The sequence below is a fragment of the Mycobacterium simiae genome, from assembly GCF_010727605.1.
Taxonomy (GTDB): Bacteria; Actinomycetota; Actinomycetes; order Mycobacteriales; family Mycobacteriaceae; genus Mycobacterium; species Mycobacterium simiae.
Genome location: NZ_AP022568.1, coordinates 4,404,282 through 4,427,414, shown reverse-complemented (window position 1 = coordinate 4,427,414; position 23,133 = coordinate 4,404,282). Strand labels below are relative to the sequence as shown.

The 23,133-nt window shown below is 66.0% G+C and carries 20 protein-coding genes and 2 tRNA genes; 7 read left to right on the top strand and 15 right to left on the bottom strand.

Features of this window, described 5'->3' with window-relative positions; translation table 11 throughout:
* Nucleotides 1-444: 444 nt before the first annotated feature.
* A complete protein-coding gene (clpX, locus tag G6N33_RS20745) occupies nucleotides 445-1,725 on the bottom strand; it encodes an ATP-dependent Clp protease ATP-binding subunit ClpX (protein WP_044507095.1) in 1,281 nt (426 codons plus the stop codon).
* 275 nt (nucleotides 1,726-2,000) lie between these two features.
* Here clpX and mmuM point away from each other — a divergent pair, with 275 nt between their 5' ends.
* On the top strand, nucleotides 2,001-2,948 hold the full coding sequence (gene mmuM / locus G6N33_RS20740) for a homocysteine S-methyltransferase (RefSeq protein ID WP_049918976.1): 948 nt from the start codon (nucleotides 2,001-2,003) through the stop codon (nucleotides 2,946-2,948).
* A 12-nt stretch (nucleotides 2,949-2,960) separates the two neighbouring features.
* Here the strand turns inward: mmuM and clpP2 are convergent, their stop codons facing one another.
* From clpP2 to G6N33_RS20720, 4 genes are all read right to left on the bottom strand, one after another.
* Nucleotides 2,961-3,605, bottom strand: a complete 645-nt coding sequence (gene clpP2, locus G6N33_RS20735; RefSeq protein WP_044507096.1) for an ATP-dependent CLP protease proteolytic subunit ClpP2 — start codon at nucleotides 3,603-3,605, stop codon at nucleotides 2,961-2,963.
* Nucleotides 3,602-4,192: an ATP-dependent Clp protease proteolytic subunit gene (locus tag G6N33_RS20730; protein WP_044507097.1), complete on the bottom strand. Its 591-nt coding sequence runs from the start codon at nucleotides 4,190-4,192 to the stop codon at nucleotides 3,602-3,604. Before G6N33_RS20730 ends, clpP2 begins: the two co-directional genes overlap by 4 nt.
* A 116-nt stretch (nucleotides 4,193-4,308) precedes the next feature.
* Complete coding sequence (gene tig, locus G6N33_RS20725; RefSeq protein ID WP_044507098.1) at nucleotides 4,309-5,700, bottom strand: trigger factor; 1,392 nt, start codon at nucleotides 5,698-5,700, stop codon at nucleotides 4,309-4,311.
* 64 nt (nucleotides 5,701-5,764) lie between these two features.
* Nucleotides 5,765-5,841 (bottom strand) — tRNA-Pro (locus G6N33_RS20720).
* 145 nt (nucleotides 5,842-5,986) lie between these two features.
* Here G6N33_RS20720 and G6N33_RS20715 point away from each other — a divergent pair.
* Together G6N33_RS20715 and G6N33_RS20710 are read left to right on the top strand one after the other, a co-directional pair.
* Nucleotides 5,987-6,057 (top strand) — tRNA-Gly (locus G6N33_RS20715).
* Nucleotides 6,058-6,086: 29 nt separating this feature from the next.
* On the top strand, nucleotides 6,087-7,289 hold the full coding sequence (locus tag G6N33_RS20710; protein WP_044507100.1) for a serine hydrolase domain-containing protein: 1,203 nt from the start codon (nucleotides 6,087-6,089) through the stop codon (nucleotides 7,287-7,289).
* A gap of 52 nt (nucleotides 7,290-7,341) precedes the next feature.
* On the opposite strand, the gene G6N33_RS20705 is transcribed toward G6N33_RS20710, so the two are convergent.
* The 4 genes from G6N33_RS20705 to G6N33_RS20690 all read right to left on the bottom strand — a co-directional run bounded on the left by G6N33_RS20705 (nucleotide 7,342) and on the right by G6N33_RS20690 (nucleotide 9,737).
* Nucleotides 7,342-7,638 (bottom strand): hypothetical protein, encoded by a 297-nt coding sequence (locus G6N33_RS20705; protein ID WP_081662327.1) that lies wholly within the window; start codon nucleotides 7,636-7,638, stop codon nucleotides 7,342-7,344.
* Nucleotides 7,639-7,739: 101 nt separating this feature from the next.
* Entirely contained in the window at nucleotides 7,740-8,546 is an 807-nt protein-coding gene (locus tag G6N33_RS20700) for an Fpg/Nei family DNA glycosylase (RefSeq protein WP_044507101.1), read from the bottom strand.
* 8 nt (nucleotides 8,547-8,554) lie between these two features.
* Entirely contained in the window at nucleotides 8,555-9,034 is a 480-nt protein-coding gene (locus G6N33_RS20695; RefSeq protein WP_044512112.1) for a ribose-5-phosphate isomerase, read from the bottom strand.
* A 79-nt stretch (nucleotides 9,035-9,113) separates the two neighbouring features.
* Nucleotides 9,114-9,737 (bottom strand): Rv2466c family mycothiol-dependent reductase, encoded by a 624-nt coding sequence (locus tag G6N33_RS20690; RefSeq protein WP_101528688.1) that lies wholly within the window; start codon nucleotides 9,735-9,737, stop codon nucleotides 9,114-9,116.
* A gap of 125 nt (nucleotides 9,738-9,862) precedes the next feature.
* On the opposite strand from G6N33_RS20690, the gene pepN reads away from it, so the two are divergent.
* Complete coding sequence (gene pepN, locus G6N33_RS20685; RefSeq protein ID WP_044507104.1) at nucleotides 9,863-12,463, top strand: aminopeptidase N; 2,601 nt, start codon at nucleotides 9,863-9,865, stop codon at nucleotides 12,461-12,463.
* Here the strand turns inward: pepN and G6N33_RS20680 are convergent.
* The 3 genes from G6N33_RS20680 to G6N33_RS20670 form a co-directional block, all read right to left on the bottom strand.
* On the bottom strand, nucleotides 12,460-12,927 hold the full coding sequence (locus G6N33_RS20680; RefSeq protein WP_044507106.1) for a DUF5130 domain-containing protein: 468 nt from the start codon (nucleotides 12,925-12,927) through the stop codon (nucleotides 12,460-12,462). The two genes, pepN and G6N33_RS20680, sit on opposite strands and share 4 nt — an antisense overlap.
* Nucleotides 12,914-13,138 (bottom strand): aa3-type cytochrome oxidase subunit CtaJ, encoded by a 225-nt coding sequence (gene ctaJ / locus G6N33_RS20675; RefSeq protein WP_044507108.1) that lies wholly within the window; start codon nucleotides 13,136-13,138, stop codon nucleotides 12,914-12,916. Before ctaJ ends, G6N33_RS20680 begins: the two co-directional genes overlap by 14 nt.
* Before the next feature lie 67 nt (nucleotides 13,139-13,205).
* The gene (locus tag G6N33_RS20670) at nucleotides 13,206-13,979 is read right to left on the bottom strand and encodes an HNH endonuclease (RefSeq protein ID WP_081662026.1); all 774 of its coding nucleotides are present in this window, start codon (nucleotides 13,977-13,979) and stop codon (nucleotides 13,206-13,208) included.
* 144 nt (nucleotides 13,980-14,123) lie between these two features.
* Between G6N33_RS20670 and G6N33_RS20665 the strand changes: the two genes are divergently transcribed.
* From G6N33_RS20665 to G6N33_RS20655, 3 genes are all read left to right on the top strand, one after another.
* Nucleotides 14,124-14,519: a globin gene (locus G6N33_RS20665; RefSeq protein ID WP_044507111.1), complete on the top strand. Its 396-nt coding sequence runs from the start codon at nucleotides 14,124-14,126 to the stop codon at nucleotides 14,517-14,519.
* Between the two features lie 26 nt (nucleotides 14,520-14,545).
* The gene (locus tag G6N33_RS20660; RefSeq protein ID WP_101528565.1) at nucleotides 14,546-16,114 is read left to right on the top strand and encodes a glycoside hydrolase family 13 protein; all 1,569 of its coding nucleotides are present in this window, start codon (nucleotides 14,546-14,548) and stop codon (nucleotides 16,112-16,114) included.
* Nucleotides 16,115-16,187: 73 nt separating this feature from the next.
* Nucleotides 16,188-17,204 (top strand): Rossmann-fold NAD(P)-binding domain-containing protein, encoded by a 1,017-nt coding sequence (locus G6N33_RS20655; RefSeq protein WP_049919334.1) that lies wholly within the window; start codon nucleotides 16,188-16,190, stop codon nucleotides 17,202-17,204.
* Between the two features lie 8 nt (nucleotides 17,205-17,212).
* Here the strand turns inward: G6N33_RS20655 and G6N33_RS20650 are convergent, their stop codons facing one another.
* The 3 genes from G6N33_RS20650 to G6N33_RS20640 are packed head-to-tail and all read right to left on the bottom strand — an operon-like array spanning nucleotide 17,213 to nucleotide 23,126.
* On the bottom strand, nucleotides 17,213-17,875 hold the full coding sequence (locus tag G6N33_RS20650; RefSeq protein ID WP_101528575.1) for a hypothetical protein: 663 nt from the start codon (nucleotides 17,873-17,875) through the stop codon (nucleotides 17,213-17,215).
* Entirely contained in the window at nucleotides 17,872-18,285 is a 414-nt protein-coding gene (locus tag G6N33_RS20645; protein WP_044507116.1) for an acyl-CoA thioesterase, read from the bottom strand. Before G6N33_RS20645 ends, G6N33_RS20650 begins: the two co-directional genes overlap by 4 nt.
* Nucleotides 18,282-23,126, bottom strand: a complete 4,845-nt coding sequence (locus tag G6N33_RS20640; RefSeq protein WP_044507117.1) for an NAD-glutamate dehydrogenase — start codon at nucleotides 23,124-23,126, stop codon at nucleotides 18,282-18,284. Before G6N33_RS20640 ends, G6N33_RS20645 begins: the two co-directional genes overlap by 4 nt.
* Nucleotides 23,127-23,133: the final 7 nt, after the last annotated feature.

Genomic DNA, 23,133 nt, shown 5'->3' with positions numbered 1-23,133 from the left:
CCGCCTCTCATTGGTTGACCGGATACCCACCCGTGCCAAAGCTTCAGGTTACGCGCCGTTTAGGTGCTCCCAGCCGCACGCGATTGCATGAGACTGGCAGTACCAATTATGGCACTGGTAGTCCGGCTGGAAGAACGTCCGAAGCTGCGCGTCCTTAGGGTTATCTTAGGCAAAATGCGTGTTCAGGACGTGCTACTGACGAGTACGACACAAAACTGTGGCGTTGCTCACGTGCGGTGGCAAATTCGCGAGCCTCCCGCAGCCGCTTGATCGTCGTCAGGCGCTACCCGATTGCCCGACTCCTCAACGCGACCACAGCCGCTTGATCGTCGTCAGGCGCTATCTGATTGCCCGACTCCTCAACGCGGCCACAGCCGCTTGATCGTCGTCAGGCGCTACCTGATTGCCCGACTCCTCAACGCGGCCACAGCCGCTTGATCGTCGTCAGGCGCTCTTGTCGCGCCGCTCGGAGCGGGAAGGCTTGCGCGGCACGATCGTCGGCAACACGTTGTCCTGCACCGTCTCCTTGGTGACGACCACCTTGGCGACGTCGTCGCGGCTGGGGATGTCGTACATCACCGGCAGCAGGACCTCTTCCATGATCGCGCGCAGACCCCGGGCACCGGTGCCGCGGTGGATCGCCTGGTCGGCGATCGCCTCCAGCGCGTCGTCGGTGAACTCCAGCTCCACGCCGTCCATCTCGAACAGCCGGGTGTACTGCTTGACCAGAGCGTTCTTCGGCTCGGACAAGATCTTGACCAACGACTCCATGTCCAGGTTGGTGACCGAGGCGACCACCGGCAACCGGCCGATGAACTCGGGGATCAGGCCGAACTTGATCAGGTCTTCGGGCATCACTTCGGCGAAGTGATCGGTGGTGTCGATCTCCGCCTTGGAGCGCACCTCGGCGCCGAAGCCCAGGCCCCGCTTGCCGACGCGCTCATAGATGATCTTCTCCAGCCCGGCGAACGCACCCGCGACGATGAACAATACGTTGGTGGTGTCGATCTGAATGAATTCCTGGTGGGGGTGCTTGCGGCCGCCTTGCGGAGGAACCGACGCCTGGGTGCCCTCCAGAATCTTCAGCAGGGCTTGCTGCACACCTTCGCCGGAGACGTCGCGAGTGATCGAGGGGTTCTCGCTCTTGCGGGCGATCTTGTCGACCTCGTCGATGTAGATGATGCCGGTCTCGGCGCGCTTGACGTCGTAGTCGGCGGCCTGGATCAGCTTGAGCAGAATGTTCTCGACGTCTTCACCGACGTAACCGGCCTCGGTCAGGGCGGTGGCGTCGGCGATGGCGAACGGGACGTTGAGCATCTTGGCCAGCGTCTGGGCCAAATACGTTTTGCCGCAGCCGGTCGGGCCGAGCATCAAAATGTTGGATTTGGTCAGCTCGACCGGTTCGCACCGAGAGTCCCGACCCTTTTCGCCGGCCTGAATTCGCTTGTAGTGGTTGTAGACGGCGACCGCCAGTGTCCGCTTGGCGGTGTCCTGCCCGATGACATAGCCCTCCAGGAACTCCCGGATTTCGGCCGGCTTGGGCAGTTCGTCGAGTTTGACGTCGTCGGCGTCGGCAAGCTCCTCTTCGATGATCTCGTTGCAGAGATCAATGCACTCATCGCAGATGTAAACACCCGGGCCCGCAATGAGTTTTTTTACCTGCTTTTGGCTCTTCCCGCAGAATGAGCACTTCAGCAGATCACCGCCGTCTCCGATGCGCGCCATGGTGCCTAAGTGCCTACTTCCTGTTCGCCGTACGCCTCAACGTGCCGCATGTATTCCCCCGACGCTACCCGCTAGATCGGGCCCGCCGCGACCATTAGCGCCGAATCGCGTCGGTGGTATTCATGCCTGTCCGAAAACATATAGCCCGACAACCGTCCGCACCGGCCGAGACGCGCTTTCCGTGTCTTTGGCGTGTCGCGGTCGTTACCCCACCGAGGCTGGTACGCCGTACGGACCGGTTGCCAGGCCACCACCCTACAGTGGCATGAGTGGGAATGGCTGCCGAATCTTTGTGGCCCACCGATTCCGTGCTGATCAGCGACGGCGGCTTGGCGACCGAGTTGGAGGCGCGCGGACACGACCTGTCCGACGCGCTGTGGTCGGCGAGGTTGCTGTCGGATGCCCCGCAAGAGATCGCCGCGGTGCACACCACCTACTTTCAGGCCGGCGCCAAGATCGCGACGACCGCCAGTTATCAAGCATCGTTCGACGGCTTTTCCGCGCGCGGCATCGGCCGCGATGAAGCGGTCAAATTACTGCGTCGCAGCGTCGACCTTGCGGCAACGGCCCGCGACGCAACCGGCGGCCTGCTGGTGGCCGCCTCGATCGGTCCGTACAGCGCGGCGTTGGCCGACGGCTCGGAATATCGCGGCCGCTACGGGGTTTCCGTCTCGCAACTGAGGCGCTGGCACCGACCGCGGCTCGAGGTATTGGCCGACGCGGGCGCGGATGTGCTGGCCCTGGAAACCATGCCCGACGTCGACGAAGCCGAGGCGCTGGTCGATCTGGTGCGTGCGTCAGGCAAGCCAGCCTGGTTGAGCTACACCATCGACGGGACCCGCACGCGCGCCGGACAACCACTGGCCGAGGCGTTCTCGGTGGCCGCCAGCGTGGACCAGATCGTCGCAGTCGGCGTCAACTGCTGCAGTCCCGACGACGTGCCGCCGGCAATCGAAATCGCCTGCGCCGTAGGCAAACCCGTGATCGTCTACCCGAACAGCGGCGAGCGCTGGAACGGACGCGCCTGGACCGGTGTGTCGCGGTTCTCCGCGGACCGTGCCCGTCAGTGGGTCGCGGCCGGGGCGGGCGTCGTCGGCGGATGCTGCCGGGTGACGCCCGCCGACATCGCGGCCGTGGCCGGTGCGCTGGACGTCGCAAAAAACACTGAGCGCGCACCCACTGCAACCACAGCTAGAAAATCGCAGTCAGTGCGCGCTCGGTGAAAGCGACCGTCCTTAATTGGTCTGCGCGGACAGCTTCCGGTACTCCAGCACCGTGTCGATGATCCCGTAGTCCTTGGCCTCTTCGGCGGTCAGGATCTTGTCCCGGTCGGTGTCCTTGCGGATCACCGACGGTTCCTTGTTGGTGTGCCGGGCCAGCGTCGTCTCCATCAGCGTGCGCATCCGCTCGATCTCGGCAGCCTGGATCTCCAGGTCGGAGAACTGGCCTTGGATCACGCCCTGCAGCGACGGCTGGTGGATCAGCACCCGGGCGTTGGGCAGCGCCATCCGCTTACCCGGTGTTCCGGCAGCCAGCAACACCGCCGCGGCCGAGGCCGCCTGTCCCAGGCACACCGTCTGGATGTCGGCGCGCACGTACTGCATGGTGTCGTAAATCGCCATCAGCGAGGTGAATCCGCCACCCGGCGAGTTGATGTACATGGTGATGTCGCGGTCGGGGTCCAGCGATTCCAGCACCAGCAACTGGGCCATGATGTCGTTCGCCGAGGCGTCGTCGACCTGCACGCCGAGGAAGATGATGCGTTCCTCGAACAGCTTGTTGTAGGGGTTCGACTCCTTGACACCGAAGCTGGAGTGCTCGATGAACGACGGCAGAATGTAGCGCGCCTGAGGCTGGATTTCAGGATGCTGGGGACTCATCGGGCTTCTCCATTGGTGATGTGGGCGGCGCGGGTGATGATGTGGTCGACGAAGCCGTATTCCAGGGCCTCCTGCGCGGTGAACCACCGGTCGCGGTCCGAGTCGGCCTCGATGCGTTCGATCGATTGGCCGGTGAACTCGGCGTTCAGCCGGAACATCTCCTTCTTGATGACGTGGAACTGCTCGGCCTGGATTGCGATGTCGGCCGCGCTACCGGTCACTCCACCGAGCGGCTGGTGCATCAGGATGCGGGCGTGCGGCAGCGCGAAGCGCTTGCCCTTGGTGCCGGCCGCCAACAGGAACTCCCCCATCGAGGCGGCCATGCCCATCGCATAGGTGGCGATGTCGCAGGGTGCCAGGACCATCGTGTCGTAAATGGCCATCCCGGCGCTGATCGAGCCACCCGGAGAGTTGATGTAGAGGTTGATGTCCTTGTCGCTGTCCTCGGCGGCGAGCAGCAGAATCTGCGCGCACAACCGGTTGGCGACCTCGTCGTTCACCTCCGAACCCAGGAAGATGATGCGCTCGGAGAGCAAGCGCTCATACACCGAGTCCGTGAGGTTGAGGCCCACCGAGTTCGAACGCATGTCAGTCACGACGGGATTACCTGCTTTCTTTCAGATCTGTACTCACCGACACTAACCAACCAAGTCCACCGTTTCGCGCCGCGGACCCCGCGTTCGCTCACAGCGTCAAGGCCGGCTCAGTTGTCGCTGGGCTCTTCGGTCGTGTCCTGGGCTTCGTCGGCCGTGTCGGCTTCGTCGGCCGCCTTCGTCCGGTCTGGGAAGAACTCGCTCGTGTCGACGACGTTGCCGTCCGTGTCGGTGACCGTCGCCGCCGAAACCACCGCGGCAATCGCCAAGCCGCGCCGCACGTCGGCGAACATGGCGGGCAGCTGGTTGTTCTCCTGAAGGTAGGCGAACAGCTGCTGCGGTTCGATGCCGTACTGCCGCGACGTCGCCACCAGCCGCTCGGTCAGGTCGTCCTGGCCGACCTGGATCTGCAGGTCGTCGGCCAGCGCGTCGAACAGCAGCTGCCGCCGGACGTCCTTCTCCACCGCGGTACGCGTCTCGGCCTCGAACTCCTCGCGTGTCTTGCCCTGCTGAGCGAGCACCTCGGTGAACTTGTCCTCGTCATGGCCGACGCTGTCGATCGCGCCGTGCAGCGCGCTGTCGAACTGGGCCTGCACGATCGCCTCCGGCAGCGGCACGTCGACCTGTTCGAGCAGCGCGTCCATCGTGGCTTGCTGAATCTTCTCCGCCTGCTGGGCGCGCTTGATCCGGGCCACCTGGTCGCGCAGATTGGTCCGCAGCTCGTCGATGGTGTCGAATTCGCTTGCTAGTTGCGCGAATTCGTCGTCGGGCTCCGGCAGCTCCCGTTGCTTAATCGTCTTGACGGTGACGGTGACCTGCGCATCCTGGCCCGCGTGTTCACCGGTCGCCAGCTTGGCGGTGAATTCCTTGGACTCGTCGACCGACATGCCGATGAGCGCGTCGTCGAGGCCGTCGATCAGACGGCCGGAGCCAACCTCGTGCGACAGTCCTTCCGCGGCGGCGCCCGGCACCTCTTCGCCGTTGACAGTCGCCGACAAGTCGATGGAGACGAAGTCACCGTCGGCGACCGGCCGGTCCACCCCGGTGAGCGTGCCGAACCGGGCGCGCAGCGACTGCAGTTCGGCTTCGACGTCCTCGTCGCTGACCTCGATCGGGTCCACCGAAACCTGCAACGAGCTCAGGTCCGGAAGGGTGAGCTCGGGGCGGACGTCGACCTCGGCCGTGAACGCAAGGTCCTCGCCGTACTCCTTTTTGGTCACCTCGATCTCGGGACGGCCGATCGGGTGCACTTCGGTCTCGCTGACAGCTTGCCCGTACCGGGCCGGCAGCGCCTCGTTGACGACCTGGTCCAGCATCTCCTCCCGGCCGAACCGGGCCTCGAGTAACTTCGTCGGCACCTTGCCGGGCCGGAATCCGGGCAGCCGGACCTGCTTGGCCAGCTCCTTGTAGGCGCGCTGGAAGTCGGGTTCGAGTTCGGTGAAAGGCACCTCCACGTTGATGCGCACCCGGGTGGGGCTCAACTGCTCGACGCTGCTCTTCACGGGTGTGCTCCTTGATGGTCGTTCTGTGGTGGCCTTGCGAGCCGGCTGGGTTGCGGCGCGGTGCTGGTCGGGGTGACAGGATTTGAACCTGCGGCCTTCCGCTCCCAAAGCGGATGCGCTACCAAGCTGCGCTACACCCCGCGCTGACCTCGCGATCCTACGGCCCCCCAGTAGCAGCAGGGCCACCGGCTTGGGAGCGAACTCAAGACCTCACAAAGCAGTCACGAATCTGCGTCGATTAGATTTGATGTTCGCAGCCAGATACAGTCTCGCTCGACTAATGCATGCGGGCGTAGCTCAATGGTAGAGCCCTAGTCTTCCAAACTAGCTACGCGGGTTCGATTCCCGTCGCCCGCTCGGGGTAGGTAGCTCCACAGAAAGGCGCCATGAGCGACCTTGCACCTGAAGCCGCCATCAAGGGCTCTTGCGCGCCGGACTTCATCGGAGTCCGCGACGCGTTCGAGCGCAACTTCGCACTGCAACTCGAACAGGGTGCCGCCGTTGCCGTGTGGGTCGACGGGGACCTGGTCGTCAACCTGTGGGGTGGCTGGGCAGACGGGGCCGCGACGCGGCCCTGGCAGCAAGACACTCTGACCACGGTGCTGTCCGGCACCAAGGGGCTCTCGGCCACCTGCATGCACCAGCTCGTCGACCGCGGCGAGGTGGACCTGCACGCACCGATCGCACGGTATTGGCCGGAATTCGGACAGGCGGGCAAGGAGCACATCACGCTGGCCATGGTGATGAGTCACCGGTCCGGCGTCATCGGGCCGCGCACCCCGATCACCTGGGTGCAGGTCTGCGACTGGGACTACGTCTGTGAACAGCTGGTCAGCGCCGAACCGTGGTGGCAGCCCGGCACCGCCCAGGGCTACCACATGACCACCTTCGGCTTCATCGTCGGCGAGGTGTTCCGCCGGGTGACCGGCCGCACGATCGGCCAGTACCTGCGCACCGAGATCGCCGAGCCGCTGGGCGCCGACGTCCACATCGGCCTGTTCCCCGCCGACCAGCTGCGCTGCGCCGAACGGGTGAACAAGCCGCACATGCGCGACCTGCTCACACACATCCCGGCCAGCCCGGCCAGCCTGGCCGATCACCCGAAGGCCGGCCTGGCGGTCGCGATGGGTTGGGCGCCGGACGACGAGGTCAGCTCCTATGACCTGGACCGCTGGCGCGCGCTGGAGTTCCCCGGCACCAACGGCCAGGTGTCGGCCTTGGGCCTGGCGACGTTCTACAACGCGCTCGCGCAGGAGAAACTGCTCAGCCGTCAACACATGGACGTGATCCGGGAGTGTCAGGGCGGCCTGGAGACCGACCTGGTGCTCGGACCTCGGGTCGCCGACCACGGTTGGGGGCTGGGCTACATGCTCAACCAGCGGTGCGTGAACGGGCCCAACCCGCGGATCTTCGGCCACGGCGGGCTCGGCGGCTCGTTTGGGTTCGTCGACCTCGAGCACCGCATCGGTTACGCCTACGTGGCCAACCGGTTCGACGCCACGAAGGCTAATGCCGACCCACGCAGCCTGGCATTGAGCAACGAGGTCTACGCCACCCTCGGGGTCGACGTCTCCCAGTTCTCGACATGAGGCGCGCCCTGCCGAACGAGGCCGGCAGGGCGCGATGGTTGTCAGGGACGTATCACGGGTGCCATCCGGGAGGCGGCGGCGGACCCCACGGGCGGTCCGGTGGGGGCGGCGGCCCGCCCCACCCAGGACCCCGGTCCCACGGGCGGTCCGGCGGCGGCGGTGGCCCGCCGCGCCAGTCATGGCAGTTGTTCCAGTCCCAGTTGTTGCCCCAGCCCGGGTCCCAGAACTCCCCCGGGCACCACTGCGGGAATGGCCCGGGCGCCGCGACCGCGTCGGCGGCGATGCCGACGCCAGCCAGACCCGCAACCGCGGCTCCGACGAAAATCGTTGCAGCTACACGCGAAATCATCTTCACACGCGCACTTCTACCCGCCCGCGGCCGACCGAAAACTATAGACGCCAGCGTTTCTTCCTGTCAGTTTCCTGCCAATCCGGCAGCCGGCGTGACGGTCACTTCTGGCAGGTCGAGCACCAGAACAGGTTGCGCCCCTCCAGCACCGCCGTGCGGATCGGCCCGCCGCAAACCCGGCATGGTTCGCCGGCACGCCGGTAGACGTAGGTGCGGGGCCGATCCGGCCGGTACGACGGCAAACCGTGATCGTGCTCGGGCCGCACCACGATGATCCGGCCGCGCCGCAGGCCGACCTTCATCAGCGCCACCAGATCGGTCCACGCCGCATCGAATTCCGCGGCACCGATCGACCGCCCGGGCCGGTACGGGTCGATGCGGTGCCGGAACAACAACTCACTGCGGTAGACGTTGCCTACCCCGGCGATGACGGTCTGATCCATCAATAGCGCGCCGATCGGTCTGCGCGACTTGGTGATTCGGGTCCACGCCCAGGACGGGTCGGCGTCGTTACGTAACGGGTCGGGGCCGAGCTTGGCCACGACGTCGCTGACCGCAGCCTCGTCGATCACCTCGCACACCGTCGGGCCGCGCAGGTCGGTGCCGTACTCGGCGCCGACCATTCGCATCCGTACCTGCCCGATCGCTTCCGGAAGGGTTGCGTCGTCGCCCCGCTCCCATTCGGTGAACGTGCCGTACAGACCCAGGTGGACGTGCACGATCGGGCCGTTGGCGTAGTGGTGAAACAGGTGTTTGCCCCACGCGCTGGACTTGCGCAGCACCTGCCCGTTCACCGCCGCGGCCGGCCCGGCGAACCGGCCCTGCGGGCTGGACACGGCGACCGCTGCGCCGCCGAATCGGCGTTGATGCAGCCGGGCCAGCCGGTGCAGGGTATGTCCCTCAGGCAACGCGGTGCTTAACCCTGCCCGCCTGGCACCGGAGGAGCCTGATGCGTGCGCTCGTACTCGTCGAGGATGTCGATACGCCGTTGATGGCGTTCGGCTTTCGACCACGGCGTGGCGAGGAAGGCGTCGACGAAGCTCAGCGCTTCGGCCACGGTGTGCATCCGGCCGCCTATTCCGATCAGTTGGGCATTGTTGTGCTCACGCGCCAGCGACGCCGTCTCGACGCTCCATGCCAGCGCGCAGCGCGCACCGGGCACCTTGTTGGCCGCGATTTGTTCGCCGTTGCCCGATCCGCCGAGAACGATGCCCAGGCTGCCGGGGTCGGCCACCGTCCGGGTGGCCGCCGCGATGCAAAACGCGGGGTAGTCGTCCTCGGCGTCGTAGGCAAAAGCGCCGCAATCGATCGGCTCGTGCCCGGATTTCCTCAGATGCTCGATGATCGCTTGCTTGAGCTCGAATCCGGCGTGGTCGGCACCCAGGTAGACACGCATGCCCGTCATTGTGCACGACATTGTGCACGACACTGTGCACGCCGGACACGACGCCGTGCACGCCGGGCAGCGGCAAGACCTAGTCGAACTCCGGCGCCTCGGTGCGGGTCCGCTTGAGCTCGAAGAAGTGCGGGTAAGAGGCGAAGATCACCGAGGCGTCCCACAACTTGCCGGCCTCTTCACCGCGCGGAATCTTCGACAGCACCGGCCCGAAGAATGCCACCCCGTTGACGTGAATGGTCGGGGTGCCGACATCGTCGCCGACCGCGTCCATCCCGGCGTGGTGGCTCTTACGCAACGCCTCGTCGTAGTCGGTGCTGGTGGCGGCCGTTGCCAGTTCGGCTGGCAGACCCGCGTCGGCCAACGACAGCTTGATCACCTCGTCGAGATCTTGGTTGCCCTCGTTGTGGATTCGGGTGCCCATCGCGGCGTACAAGGGAGCCAGCACTGAAGAGCCGTGGGCCTGCTCGGCGGCGATCGCCACCCGCACCGGGCCCCACGCACGCTTCATCATCTCCCGGTACTTGTCCGGCAGGTTCTCGCGATTCTCGTTGAGCACCGCCAGGCTCATGACGTGGAAATTGACCTCGATGTCGCGAACCTTCTCGACCTCGAGGATCCAGCGCGAGGTGATCCAACACCACGGGCACAGCGGATCGAACCAGAAATCGGCTTGGTCTTTCACAGGGGTCTTCTCGGACATCGGCCAGTCCTCTCCGCGGGGTCGGGTATTCGGAAACGGTCACAACACCGTTCAGCACAACCGTAGTCGCCGCGCGAGTGTTCCCGTTTCGCACCGCAAAACGGCAGCGCTACTAAGTTGGACGGGTGGCCCTTCCTAACCTGACTCGCGACCAAGCCATCGAGCGCGCGGCCCTCGTCACCGTTGACAGCTACCAGATCACCCTGGATCTGACCGACGGTAACGGCGGCCCCGGCGAACGCACCTTCCGCTCCACCACCACCGTGGTGTTCGACGCATTGGCCGGCGCCGACACGGTCATCGACTTGTCCGCCGAGACCGTTCGCAGCGCCACCCTCAACGGGCGGGAGGTGGATATCTCCGGATACGACGAATCGACCGGCATTTTGCTGCGTGGCCTGGCCGACCGCAACGTTGTCGTCGTCGACGCCGATTGCCGCTACTCCAACACCGGCGAAGGCCTGCACCGCTTCGTCGATCCGGTGGATAACGAGATCTACCTGTACTCCCAGTTCGAAACCGCCGACGCCAAAAGGATGTTCGCCTGCTTCGACCAACCCGATCTCAAAGCGACCTTCGAGGTGCGGGTGACCGCGCCGGCGCATTGGAAGGTGATCTCGAACGGCGCCACATCGTCGGTGGAGGAGTCGGGCGCCAATCGTGTGCACCTCTTCGCGGTCACCCCGCGGATGAGCACCTACCTGGTTGCGCTGATCGCGGGTCCGTATGCGGAGTGGAAGGACTCCTATCGCGACGAGCATGGCGAGATCCCGCTGGGCATCTATTGCCGAACCTCGCTCGCCGAGCACATGGACCCCGAGCGGTTGTTCACCGAGACGAAGCAAGGATTTACCTTCTACCACAACAACTTTGGTGTTCCGTACGCGTTTGGCAAATACGACCAGTTGTTCGTTCCCGAATTCAACGCCGGCGCAATGGAGAACGCCGGGGCGGTGACTTTCCTCGAGGACTACGTCTTCCGCAGCAAGGTCACCCGGGCCTCCTACGAGCGCCGCGCCGAAACGGTGCTGCACGAGATGGCGCACATGTGGTTCGGCGACCTGGTGACCATGACATGGTGGGATGACTTGTGGCTCAACGAATCCTTCGCCACCTTCGCCTCGGTGCTCTGCCAGGCTGAGGCGACCGAATACACCTCGGCCTGGACGACTTTCGCGACCGTCGAGAAGTCGTGGGCATACCGCCAGGACCAGTTGCCGTCGACGCACCCGATCGCCGCGGACATCCCCGACCTGCACGCGGTCGAGGTCAACTTCGACGGCATCACCTACGCCAAGGGCGCTTCGGTGCTCAAGCAGCTGGTCGCCTACGTCGGTCTGGAGCACTTCTTGGCCGGCCTGCGCGACTACTTCCGGGCCCACGCGTTCGGCAACGCCACATTCAGCGATCTGCTGACCGCGCTGGAGCGGGCGTCGGGTCGTGATTTGTCGAATTGGGGTCAGCAGTGGCTGAAGACCACGGGCCTGAACACGCTGCGTCCCGAATTCGAAGTGGATGCCGACGGCAAGTTCACTCGGTTTGCGGTGGCGCAGAGCGGCGCGGCGCCCGGGGCGGGTGAAACCCGGGTGCACCGGCTGGCGGTCGGCATCTACGACGACGACGCGGGCAAGTTAGTGCGGGTGCACCGCGAGGAGCTCGATGTTGACGGCGCCCAGACGGAAGTGCCTGCCCTGGTGGGTGTGTCGTCCGGGAAGCTGATCCTGGTCAACGACGACGACCTGACGTACTGCTCGCTGCGCCTGGACCCGCAATCGTTGCGCACGGCGCTGGAGCGCATCGCCGACATCGCCGATTCGCTGCCCCGCTCGTTGGTCTGGTCGGCGGCGTGGGAGATGACTCGCGAGGCCGAGCTGCGGGCCCGCGACTTCGTCGCGCTGGTCTCCAAGGGTGTGCAGGCCGAGACCGAAGTCGGGGTGGCCCAGCGGCTGTTGCTGCAGGCGCAGACGGCGCTGAGTTCCTACGCCGAGCCGGGCTGGGCCCGCGAACATGGCTGGCCGCGCTTCGCCGACCGGGTGTTGGAACTGGCCCGGGAGGCACCACCCGGATCCGATCACCAGCTCGCCTTCGTCAACACGCTGTGCTCGTCGGTGTTGTCCACCCGGCATATCGCCACGCTGGCGGACCTGCTGGACCGGGCCCCGGCCGAGTCGGGCCTGGCCGGCCTGGAGATCGACACCGACCTGCGGTGGCGCATCGTCACCGCCCTGGCCGCGGCCGGCGACGTCGACGCCGACGGACTCGAAACGCGATTCATCGATGCCGAGGTGCAGCGCGACCCGACGGCGACCGGCAAGCGGCATGGCGCCCAGGCCGCCGCGGCGCGCCCGCAACTCGAGGTCAAGGAGCAGGCGTTCACCACGGTGGTCGAGGACGACACGTTGGCTAACGCGACGACCCGTGCGATCGTTGCGGGCTTCGGGGCGCCCGGCCAGTCGGAGTTGCTCAAACCGTTCACCGCCCGCTATTTCCAGGCGATTCCGGGAGTGTGGGCGCGTCGCTCCAGCGAGGTCGCGCAGACGGTGGTGATCGGGCTCTACCCCTCGTGGGACATCAGTGAGGACGCGATCGCCGCCGCCGACGAGTTCCTGGCCGCGCCGGAATCGGAGGTGCCCCCGGCGCTGCGTCGCCTTGTGTTGGAGGGGCAGGCCGGGGTGAAGCGGGCGCTGCGGGCCCGCGCCTTCGATACGGGTCCGGCCGCCGGTTAGGCCGGGGAGATTCCCGCGCTGAGCACGCGGATCGCGCTGATCAGACCCTCGACCAAGTGGCCCTGCTCGAACGCCGACGACGCTGCGGCAACACCGAGCGGCGCGGCCGACTCGGCGCCCCGCCCGCGGACATCCGCGCCGTAGACCACCTCGATGACGGATTGGTTCGGGGACACCGCCAATAGCACCGCGTTGTTCGGCGTGGGCACCTGGGCCAGGATCTCGCGAGCCCGGGCCGCCGTGTCGCTGCCGAGGTCACCGAGGTAGATGGCGAACCGCGTCATCGACTGGCGGGAGCCGTATTTCAGGGCGTCGTCGATGGCGACGAGGTCCTTGATCGGGAACGGGTAGTGCGATGACAGCTCGCCGGGCTCGGTGACGCCGGACACTCGCCCGCTGGTCGTGATCACAAAACCCTTGGGCAGCCCGGCGGGCTCTCTAGTCGCTACCTCACCATGTGCCACTGGCGCCACCTCCGACTGAGAACTCCGATGCATGATGTCCGTGTGCCCCGCCGACGGCCTCGTCGGTGGCCGCCCACAGGATCGGCGGATGCGTCCACGGCTCGGACATCTTGTAGGTCGCCGGGTGCGGCCCCTTGCGCGACCAGATCAGCGCCACCAGCACGATCACCAGCAACGCCGGGATTCCGACCACTAACAGGTGAATCTCCATAGCGCTCACGACGGAAACCGTATCCCACCGAGTATCAGCAGGGCGCGCGTGGACACCCCTTTGGTGATCAGGCCGCGCCCTCGCCCAGATACCGGGCCCAGGCGGGGTCCATCTCCTTGACCGTCGACAACAGCCGCCAGTGCTGCCCGGTCGGCGGCAACGGCGCCCGGCGGAGCGCCCAGCCGAGCTCGGTCAGTAGCTTGTCGCCCTTGCGATGGTTGCACGTCGAACAGCAGGCGACGCAGTTCTCCCATGAGTGCTCGCCACCGCGGCTGCGGGGCACCACATGGTCGACAGTGTCCGCCTTGGCGCCGCAATACGCGCAACAGAAACGGTCGCGGTGCATCAACGCGGCACGGGTCATCGGAACCCGCGCCCGGTAGGGCACCCGGACGTAGGACCGTAGCTGGATCACCGACGGCACCACGATCGACTGGGTCGCCGAGTGGATGACGGGCCCGGCCGGATCGTGGTGGACCACATCGGCCTTGCCGCAGATGACCATCACGATCGCCCGCCGCATCGGCAGCGCGGTCAACGGCTCGTAGGTGGAATTCAGCAGCAGGACGCGGCGTCGACTCCAGATGGAGGCGCTGTCGTGGGGGCCGGGCGGATGGGTCTCGGCGCCCGGGGCAGGGCGGTAGGAAAGGCCCTGGGCGGGGTGGTGGGAAAGGCCTGTGGGGTGGTGGGAAAGGCCTGTGGGGTGGTGGGAAAGGCCTGCGGGGCGGTGGGAAAAGTCCTGGTGGGAAACTTTGTGCAACGACGACGCGGGTATGGGTCCGGTTAGCCCTGCCGTGCCAGCCGAACTGCGGTGGCTGCGGCGTTTCTTGCCCTGCGCCATGAATCCTCCGCCGATAGTCCACCATGATTCGTCGTCAATCGCACGCCTAATTGCAGGTGCACGCCGTGTCGAACCAGTGAACAGCAGGCGTGCCGCGGGCCGATTTGACGTTGCGCAGGCGCCAATGCACCACAATGGAGGGCGATGGATCAGGTACAACAGTCCTTTTACGACGCCGTCGGTGGCGCGGAAACCTTCAGGACAATCGTGGCGCGGTTCTACGCGCAGGTCCCCGAGGATGAGATCTTGCGGGAGGTGTATCCCCTCGATGACTTGGCCGGCGCCGAGGAGCGGTTGCGGATGTTCCTCGAGCAATACTGGGGCGGCCCGCGGACCTACTCCGACCAGCGCGGACATCCGCGGTTGCGGATGCGTCACGTGCCGTTTCGGATCACTCCCATCGAACGCGACGCATGGCTGCGCTGTATGCACACGGCTGTCGCATCGATCGACGCTCAGACTCTCGACGACGAGCACCGCCGCGAGTTGCTCAACTATCTGGACATGGCCGCACACTCCCTCGTCAATTCGTCCTTCTGACAGCCGAGCAAACCGAACGGAGCAGCATGAGCCCCGCAGCATGGTGGTCGAACGCGGTCTTCTACCAGATCTATCCGCGATCGTTCGCCGACAGCAACGGTGACGGTGTCGGCGACATCGACGGCATCGTCGCCCACCTGGATCACCTGGTGCGGCTGGGTATCGACGCGATCTGGCTCAGCCCCGTCACCGTGTCGCCGATGGCCGACCATGGCTACGACGTCGCCGATCCCCGCGACATCGACCCGCTGTTCGGCGGCATGCCCGCGATCGAACGGCTGATCGCGGCGGCGCACCAGCGGGGCATCAAGATCACGATGGACGTGGTGCCTAATCACACCAGCTCGGCCCACCCGTGGTTTCAGGCTGCGCTGGCTGCCGGGCCGGGCACCGACGCGCGGGGCCGGTACTTCTTTCGGGACGGCCGGGGCGCCGACGGCGAGTTGCCGCCCAACAACTGGACCTCGGTCTTCGGTGGGTCCGCCTGGACGCGGGTAGTGGAACCCGACGGCAATCCCGGCCAGTACTACCTGCACCTGTTCGACACCGAGCAGCCCGACCTGAACTGGGAGCATCCGGACGTCTTCGACGATTTCGAGAAGACGCTGCGGTTCTGGCTGGAGCGCGGCGTGGACGGCTTCCGCATCGACGTGGCCCACGGCATGGCCAAGCCCGCCGACCTGCCCGACGCGAAAGACGACGTCAAGGTGCTCAGTCACAGCGACGACGACCCGCGGTTCAACAACGCGAGCGTGCACGACATTCACCGCGGCATCCGCAAGATCGTCGATGACTACCCCGACGCGGTGACAATCGGCGAGGTCTGGGTGCTGGACAACCTGCTGTGGGCCGAGTATTTGCGACCCGACGAACTGCATCTGGGATTCAACTTCCGGCTGACCAAGATCGACTTCGACGCCGCCCAAATCCACGACGCGATCGAGAATTCGCTCGCGGCCACGGCGGTCTACAAATCAGTCCCGACGTGGACGTTGTCTAACCACGACGTGGGTCGCGAGGTCACCCGCTACGGGGGCGGCGAGCCCGGGTTGCGCCGGGCGCGTGCGATGGCGATGGTGATGCTCGCCCTGCCGGGTGCGGTGTTCATCTACAACGGCGAGGAGCTGGGGCTGCCCGACGTGCTCGACCTGCCCGACGAGGTGTTGCAGGACCCGACGTGGGAACGCTCGGGTCACGTCGAGCGGGGCCGCGACAAGTGCCGGGTGCCGCTGCCCTGGTCCGGTACAGCGCCCCCGTTCGGGTTCTCCCGCTCCCCCGATACGTGGCTGCCGATGCCTGCAGACTGGGCGTCGCTGACGGTAGAAAAGCAGGATGCCGATCCCGGTTCGACGTTGGCATTCTTCCGCGTTGCGCTTGGATTACGCAGGCAGCGAAGCGAATTCGACGGTGACGAACTGCAGTGGTTGAGTGCATCGGCTGACGGGCTGGCATTTCGGCGCACCGCGGGCGGGCTGATCTGCGCGCTGAACACCGGCGCTCGTCCGATGCCGCTGCCGTCCGGCGAGGTGATTCTATCCAGCGCGCCGCTGGTCGACGGTCGGTTGCCGACCGATACGGCGGCCTGGTTGGTCTAGCCGCATGCCATTGACGCAAGCGGCGAACCGTCCGTTCCTCTATATCTAGTACATGCCGACGTACGAGTGGACAGTGATTGGCGCCGGACCCGCGGGCATTGCCGCGGTCGGCAGATTGCTCGATCACGGCGTCGCTGCGCAGAAGATCGCCTGGATCGATCCCGCTTTCGCCGCCGGCGACCTCGGTCAGAAGTGGCGGCCGGTGTCCAGCAACACCATCGCCTCGACGTTCCTCGACTTTTTGGACGGCTCTGCGGCATTCCGGTTCTCGGCGGCGCCGCCCACCCCGCTGCGTGCCGTCGATCCGCAGGAAACATGTGCGTTGGCTCTGGTTGCGGATCCGTTGGTGTGGGTGACCGAACAGTTGCGAGAACAGGTGTGCGCTGTGCAAGCGACCGCGGCGGCGCTGTGGCTGCGGCAGCGGCAATGGTGGATCGAAACCGACGGCGAAGACGTCACATCGGCGAATGTCGTTCTCGCCGTTGGCGCTGTCCCCAAAACACTTTCCTATCCTCACTTGTTGGAGATTCCCGTCGAGGTCGCGCTGGATCCCGAGAAGCTGGCCGCCGAATCGCTCGAGGGCGCCACGGTCGCCGTCTTCGGTTCGTCGCACTCGTCGATGATCGCCTTGCCGCATCTGCTGCGTCATCCCGTCGAGAAAGTGATCAACTTCTACCGCAGCCCACTCAAATACGCGGTGTACCTGGATGATTGGATTTTGTTCGACGACACCGGCCTCAAGGGTCGGGCGGCGCAATGGGCCCGGGAGAATATCGACGGCGAGTATCCGGACCGGCTCGAGCGTTATTGGGTGTCCAGCCCGGAGTTTCAGGAGAAACTCGCAAGCTGCGACCGCGTCGTGTACACCGTCGGATTCGAGCGCAGGAAGTTACCGGAGACCCCGCAATGGGGCCCGCTGGAGTACAACCAACAGAACGGCATCATCGCGCCCGGCCTGTTCGGGCTGGGGATCGCGTTCCCCGAGTACGCGAAGGATCCCTATGGGTTCGGTCAGTACCGGGTGGGGCTGAAAAAGTTCATGGATTACCTGGACTCCGTTCTGCCGCTGTGGCTGCGCTACGGGACCTGACGCCCGTCTCAGCGCAGCACTAGCGCGGCGTCGCCACGCCGGCGGTACACGCTGCCGAATTTGGCGTCCAGACGCAACCAGGACGGCATTATTCTCACCCTGATCATTTCGCCGGTATCGACCGCTTTCGGCGACTGCGGCAGAAATCCCATGGCGGTCAAGGCAAACACACAGCGCATCGGCAGACCCACGCTCTTGTCGGCCGAGCTGACCCGGATGACCTCCTGATCGAGCAGCGACGCCGGCGGCCCGTGGGCGCTGCCGTGTTCCTTGGCCAGTCGCGCGCCGCGCTGCGCCAGATCCAGCATCACCTGGGCCGGTACGTCGTCGAGATGGGTGAAGCCCGATTCCGGGGGTAGCACACCGCGCCACGACGAGTCCATCGCGAAACCCGGGTCGACATAGCCGGTCTCGTCCATCGCGGCCAATCCGCGGCCCAGATCCGCTGCGGCGACCGTCATGTCGGCCGGCCGCACCGTGCCCACCACCGCCCGGCTGGCGAGCACGTCGAAACCTGTTGCCAGCCAAGCGCTGAGCAGTCCCGAAGCCCGGGCATGCAACCGAATTACCGCAGCATCATCGAGGCGCAGCGCATGATCGACGAAAGTCGACAGATCGGCCCGCTGGACCTCCGGCGATGCCGGGCCCAACCACAATCCGCGATCCGTCAGCGCAGCCACCGTTGCAGATACTCCCGATGCGCTGGCGTCAGCCGCACCAGCCGCTGCTCTTCGATGTGCACGGCGGCCAGCTGCGACTCGGCGACGACGGCGGGCTTGGAATCCGCGGCGACCAGCACCGAACGCACTTCGTAGCCCAGGGTGAAGTCCACCGCGCGCAGCCGTTTGGTCCACATCGTCACTTGCAGCGGCGAATCGGCCAGCCGCAGCTGGTCCTTGTAGGTGACGCGGACGTCGGCGATCAGCAGGCCGATGGTGGCGATGTCGGCGCCGAACGGTTCCCTGAGGAAGGGCACTCGGGCTTCTTCGAGAATCGTGACCATGGTGGCGTGGTTGATGTGCTGGTACATGTCGATGTCCGACCACCGCACCGGCACCGGCGCGACAAATCCGACGGTCATCCCGACGTCCCCCGTCCGCTGGTGCGGGTCATGCGGCGGATCTGGCGTGCGGCCACCGACAGCGTGGCAAGATCCGTGGCGCCGCTCTCATAGATCTCGGTGAGCGTGCGGCGCGCCCGCTCCACGCGGGAGGCGCTGATGTGTTCCCACTCGGCTATCTTCTCTTCCCCACTTTCGTCTGGCTCCCCCACCGCCAACACGTCCAGGCACAGCGACCGCAGCGAGGCGTAGATGTCGTCACGAATGGCCAAGCGCGCCAACGAATGCCAGCGGTCGTACCGAGGCAGCGCGGACACCGCGGTCAGCAGGCCGTCGGTGCCCAGCCGGTCCATCAGCGCGAAATAGGTGTCGGCGACCTCGGCGGCGTCGGTGTCGGTGATGTCCGCGATGTCGATGATGTCAAGCAGGCTGAACCGGTACAGGCCGGCCGCGATCAGGTACGCCAGGTCCTCGGGCGCGCCCTGCGCGGAGAATTCCGCAGCCTCCTGTTCGACGATGGCCTTGTCGTCACCGCGCAGCCACTCCGACATCCGCGGTGTCAGTGCCTTGACCTTGGCGGCAAAGCGGTTGATCTCGGCGCCGACGGCCAACGGTTGCGGCCGGTAGTTGAGCAGCCACCGGCCGGCGCGGTCGATCAACCGCCTGGTGTCTAGCGTCATCCGGTCCGACAATGCGACTGGAATGTCGGCCGACCGGATGCCGCGCCAGATGTGGTCGATTTCGAAGATGGCATCGGTGGCCACCCAGGTGCGCACTGCGTCGATCGGCCCGACGCCGACGTCCTGGCTGAGGCGGAAGGCGTAACTGATGCCGGCGGCGTCGACCAGCTCGTTGATCAACATTGTCGTGACGATTTCGCGGCGCAGCTGGTGGGTGCGGATTTCCGGGCCGAACCGATCGCGCAACGGTGTCGGGAAGTACCGGGGCAACCGCGACGCGAACACGTCCTGCTCCGGCAGTTCGGTGGTCAGCATCTCCTCTTTGAGCGCCAGCTTGACGTGCGCCATCAACGTGCACAGCTCGGGCGAGGTCAACCCGATACCTGCCTCGCTGCGCCGCGCGATCTCCTTCTCCGATGGCAGCGCCTCCAGCTCACGATCGACGCCGCGTTCCTCCAGGTGTTTGATCTGCGAGGCGTGCACCGGCAGCAGGCTGGCGGCGTTCGCCCGGCTGGTGCCGATCAGGTCGTTCTGGTCCTCGTTGTCGGTGAGTACCAGTGCGGCGACCTCGTCGGTCATCGACTCCAGCAGTTGGCTGCGCTCCTCGACCTTGACCTTGCCCGCGGTCACCAGCGAGTCGATCAGGATCTTGATGTTGACCTCGTGATCGGAGCAGTCCACGCCGGCCGAGTTGTCCATCGCGTCGGTGTTGATCCGGCCGCCGGACAGGTCGAACTCGACCCGACCCAGCGCCGTCACCCCGAGGTTGCCGCCCTCGCCAACGACCTTGGCGCGCAACTGGTTTCCGTTGACGCGCACCGGATCGTTGGCGCGGTCGCCCACATCGGCATCGGATTCGGTCTCGGCTTTGATGTAGGTGCCGATACCGCCGTTGAACAACAGGTCGACCGGGGCCAGCAGGATGGCCTTGATCAGGTTCGGTGGGGACATCTCGGTGACCCCGTCCGCACCCGCATCGTCGATGCCGAGGGCAGCACGCACTTGCGGGCTGACCGGGATGGCCTTTTGGTCGCGGCTGTAGACACCGCCACCGGCGCTGATCAGCGACTTGTCGTAGTCCTCCCAGCTGGATCGCGGCAGGTCGAACATCCGCCGCCGTTCGCTCCAGGACGACGCGGCGTCGGGGTCTGGGTCCAAGAAGATGTGCCGATGGTCGAACGCCGCGATCAGCCTGATGTGCTTGCTCAGCAGCATGCCGTTGCCGAACACGTCGCCGCTCATGTCGCCGATGCCCACGACCGTGAAATCCTCGGTCTGGGTGTCGACGCCCATTTCCCGGAAGTGCCGCTTGACTGCCTCCCAGGCGCCCCGCGCGGTGATGCCCATCGCCTTGTGGTCATAGCCGACTGAGCCGCCGGACGCGAACGCGTCACCCAGCCAGAATCCGTAGGACTTGGCGACGTCGTTGGCGATATCGGAGAAGGTGGCCGTGCCCTTGTCCGCGGCCACCACGAGGTAGGCGTCGTCACCGTCGCGGCGGACTACTTGCGCTGGCGGGCTGACCTTTCCGGTGGCGTGGTCGACGTTGTCGGTGACGTCGAGCAGACCCGAGATGAAGAGCTGGTAGCAGGCGACGCCTTCGGCCCGGGTGCCATCGCGGTCGGCCGCGGGGTCCCCGGTGGCCAGCGGTGGCCGCTTGAGGACGAAGCCGCCCTTGGCACCGACCGGAACGATGACAGCGTTCTTCACCGCCTGCGCCTTGACCAGGCCGAGGATTTCGGTGCGGAAATCGTCGCGGCGGTCCGACCAGCGCAGCCCGCCGCGGGCTACCGGGCCGAACCTCAGGTGCACGCCCTCGACGCGCGGCGAGTACACGAAGATTTCGTACTTGGGCCGCGGCAGGGGCAGCTCGTCGATCAGTTGGGCGTCCAGCTTGATCGCCAACACATTGCGGGCTCGGGCCGAACCTTCGCGTGTGACAAAGTAATTGGTCCGCAACGTGGCCTGTACGAGCGAGGCGAAAGCGCGCAGGATGCGGTCGGTATCCAGACTCACCAGCGCGTCGATGTCCGCGGCGACCGCCGCAGCAGCGGCTTGCGCGTCGCGACCGGTTGGCGAGTCCGAGGTGCTGGGATCGAAGAGCGCTTCGAACAACAGCACCAGCGATCGCGCGGTCGAGGGATGCTCGTTGAGCACCGATTCGATATAGGACTGGCTGTAGGGAAAGTTGGCCTGGCGCAAGTACTTTGCGTAGGCACGCAACAGCACGACCTGCTGCCAGGTCAGCCCGGCCCGCATCACCAGCTCGTTGAACCGGTCGATCTCGACCCGGCCGTGCCAGATCGCGGTGACCGCGTCGGCGAACCGTTCCGCCATCGCGGCACGCTCGGCCGCCGTCTCGGCCAGGCGGACGGACGGGTGAGGCGAGATGCGGAACTGATAGATCCATACCGGCAGCCCGTCCGGTCGGGCGACCGTGAACGGGCGCTCCTCGAGGACGACGACGCCCATGCTCTGCAGCATCGGCAGCAGTTGACTCAGCGAGGCGCTGTGCCCGCCCAGAAACCAGTTCAGTTGGGCCAAACCGTCGCCGTCATCGGAAAACACCAGCTTGACCGAATCATCGTTCAGCTCTTTGATGATGGCGATCTGGTCGATCGCATCCTCGGGGGCGATCGCCGATTTGTATGCCTCTGAGAACGCGGCCGCGTAGTGCTCGGCGTCGGCGTGGGTGACCGTGCCGGTTGGCGCCGCCGCGACGAGCCGGTCCGACCAAGTGCGCGCAGCCTCGGCGACCAGGGCCTGAATGCGGGTCCGGTTGGATTCCGAAACGTCGACCGGGCCCGCATCTTCGGGCAGCCGGACCATGAAATGCATGAGCGCCCAAGGGGATTCACTGACCCGCGCGGTGAATTCTAGCCGGGTGCCGCCGAATTCGCGGACCAGAATGTCCTCGATCTGCAGCCGCACGGCGGTGGTGTAGCGGTCGCGGGGCACGTACACCAGGCAGGAGACGAAGTAGCGCAGTCGGTCGGCACGCACGAACAGCAGTGCTCGCCGTTGTGATCCCATGTCCACCACGGCTTTGGCCATCGTGAAAAGCCGTTCACCGCTGAGGGTGAACAACTCCGAGCGCGGCACGGTCTGGATGACGTCGAGCAGCAGCTGGGCAGGGTGCGCGGGATCGTCGGCGGCCATCGCCAGCGCCTCGCGGACCCGGCGCGAGATCGCCGGGATCTCCAACACGTCGGCGTTCATCGCCGCGACGGTGAACAACCCGACGAACCGGTGCTCGACGACTTCACCGTCGACGTATTCGCGCACCCCGATCGCGTAGGGATATGCGCCGTAGCGCAGATAGCTGCCGACCGTGGCCTGCGCCAGTACCAGCAACTTGTCGTCATCGGTGAGCCGTGGGCGTTTCCCGGCGCGACCGCGCAGCACTCCCAGACCGCTTGTGCCGTCGCCCGATACCAGCCCGTCGTGCACCAGGCAGCGCTGGTACCCCAGTAGCAGGAAATTCCCGTTGCCCAACCAGCGCAGCAGCGCTGAGACGTCCTGGCGGTCGGGGGCGGTGAAACGTCCGCCGATGTTGGATTCCACGTCAGCGGCCAGGTTGCTCAGGCCGGCGATCATTGCCGCCGAGTCCGCGGCCACCTGCTGCACGTCGCTGAGGACCTTGGGCAGTAGCCGCTCGACCTCGGCGAGCGCCTTGGTGTCGACGGAGGGGACGAACTGGATGTGAATCCAGGCCTCGCCGACGTATTGCGGTGTGCCGGGGGCTTTCGGCTCGATGCTGATCAGGTCGCCCGCGGGGTCGCGCTGCACATCGAACACCGGGGTCATCAGCGCCAAGTACGGGACGCCCAACCGATGCAGCAACACCGTGATGGAGTCCATCAGCATGCCGCCGTGGTCGGTGACGACCTGTAAGGCGGGGCCGAAGCCCGCGGGGTCGTCGGCCGGGTAGACGGCGACGCCGCTGGCACCGGGCGGGCGGTGCTGACCGAGCTGGTAGTGCGCGCCCAGCAACGCCGGGGTCACCACTGCCTCGGCGACGGTCGGGTCGGCCGGTCCGCTCTCGGTGCCGCCGGTTTCGGAATCGTGCGGACCGCGATAGGTCTCGATGTAAGCCTTCGCGATCCATTCGGGGATCTCCGCCATCGTGGTGAAGGAGGTCCACGGCGTCGTCTGCTGCTTCGGTCCGGAACCGATCGTCATGCCGCTA

Bases quoted from the DNA above. Each gene is read 5' to 3' on its own strand.
- G6N33_RS20710 (WP_044507100.1), top strand. From the start codon at position 6,087: ATGAGCGACCTTGCACCTGAAGCCGCCATCAAGGGCTCTTGCGCGCCG.
- ctaJ (WP_044507108.1), bottom strand. From the start codon at position 13,138: ATGGAGATTCACCTGTTAGTGGTCGGAATCCCGGCGTTGCTGGTGATC.
- G6N33_RS20705 (WP_081662327.1), bottom strand. From the start codon at position 7,638: ATGATTTCGCGTGTAGCTGCAACGATTTTCGTCGGAGCCGCGGTTGCG.
- G6N33_RS20730 (WP_044507097.1), bottom strand. From the start codon at position 4,192: ATGCGTTCGAACTCGGTGGGCCTCAACCTCACGGACTCGGTGTATGAG.
- G6N33_RS20645 (WP_044507116.1), bottom strand. From the start codon at position 18,285: ATGACCGTCGGATTTGTCGCGCCGGTGCCGGTGCGGTGGTCGGACATC.
- G6N33_RS20695 (WP_044512112.1), bottom strand. From the start codon at position 9,034: ATGCGTGTCTACCTGGGTGCCGACCACGCCGGATTCGAGCTCAAGCAA.
- G6N33_RS20640 (WP_044507117.1), bottom strand. From the start codon at position 23,126: ATGACGATCGGTTCCGGACCGAAGCAGCAGACGACGCCGTGGACCTCC.
- clpP2 (WP_044507096.1), bottom strand. From the start codon at position 3,605: ATGAGTCCCCAGCATCCTGAAATCCAGCCTCAGGCGCGCTACATTCTG.
- G6N33_RS20690 (WP_101528688.1), bottom strand. From the start codon at position 9,737: ATGTCCGAGAAGACCCCTGTGAAAGACCAAGCCGATTTCTGGTTCGAT.
- G6N33_RS20670 (WP_081662026.1), bottom strand. From the start codon at position 13,979: ATGGCGCAGGGCAAGAAACGCCGCAGCCACCGCAGTTCGGCTGGCACG.
- G6N33_RS20660 (WP_101528565.1), top strand. From the start codon at position 14,546: ATGAGCCCCGCAGCATGGTGGTCGAACGCGGTCTTCTACCAGATCTAT.
- G6N33_RS20665 (WP_044507111.1), top strand. From the start codon at position 14,124: ATGGATCAGGTACAACAGTCCTTTTACGACGCCGTCGGTGGCGCGGAA.
- mmuM (WP_049918976.1), top strand. From the start codon at position 2,001: ATGGCTGCCGAATCTTTGTGGCCCACCGATTCCGTGCTGATCAGCGAC.
- clpX (WP_044507095.1), bottom strand. From the start codon at position 1,725: ATGGCGCGCATCGGAGACGGCGGTGATCTGCTGAAGTGCTCATTCTGC.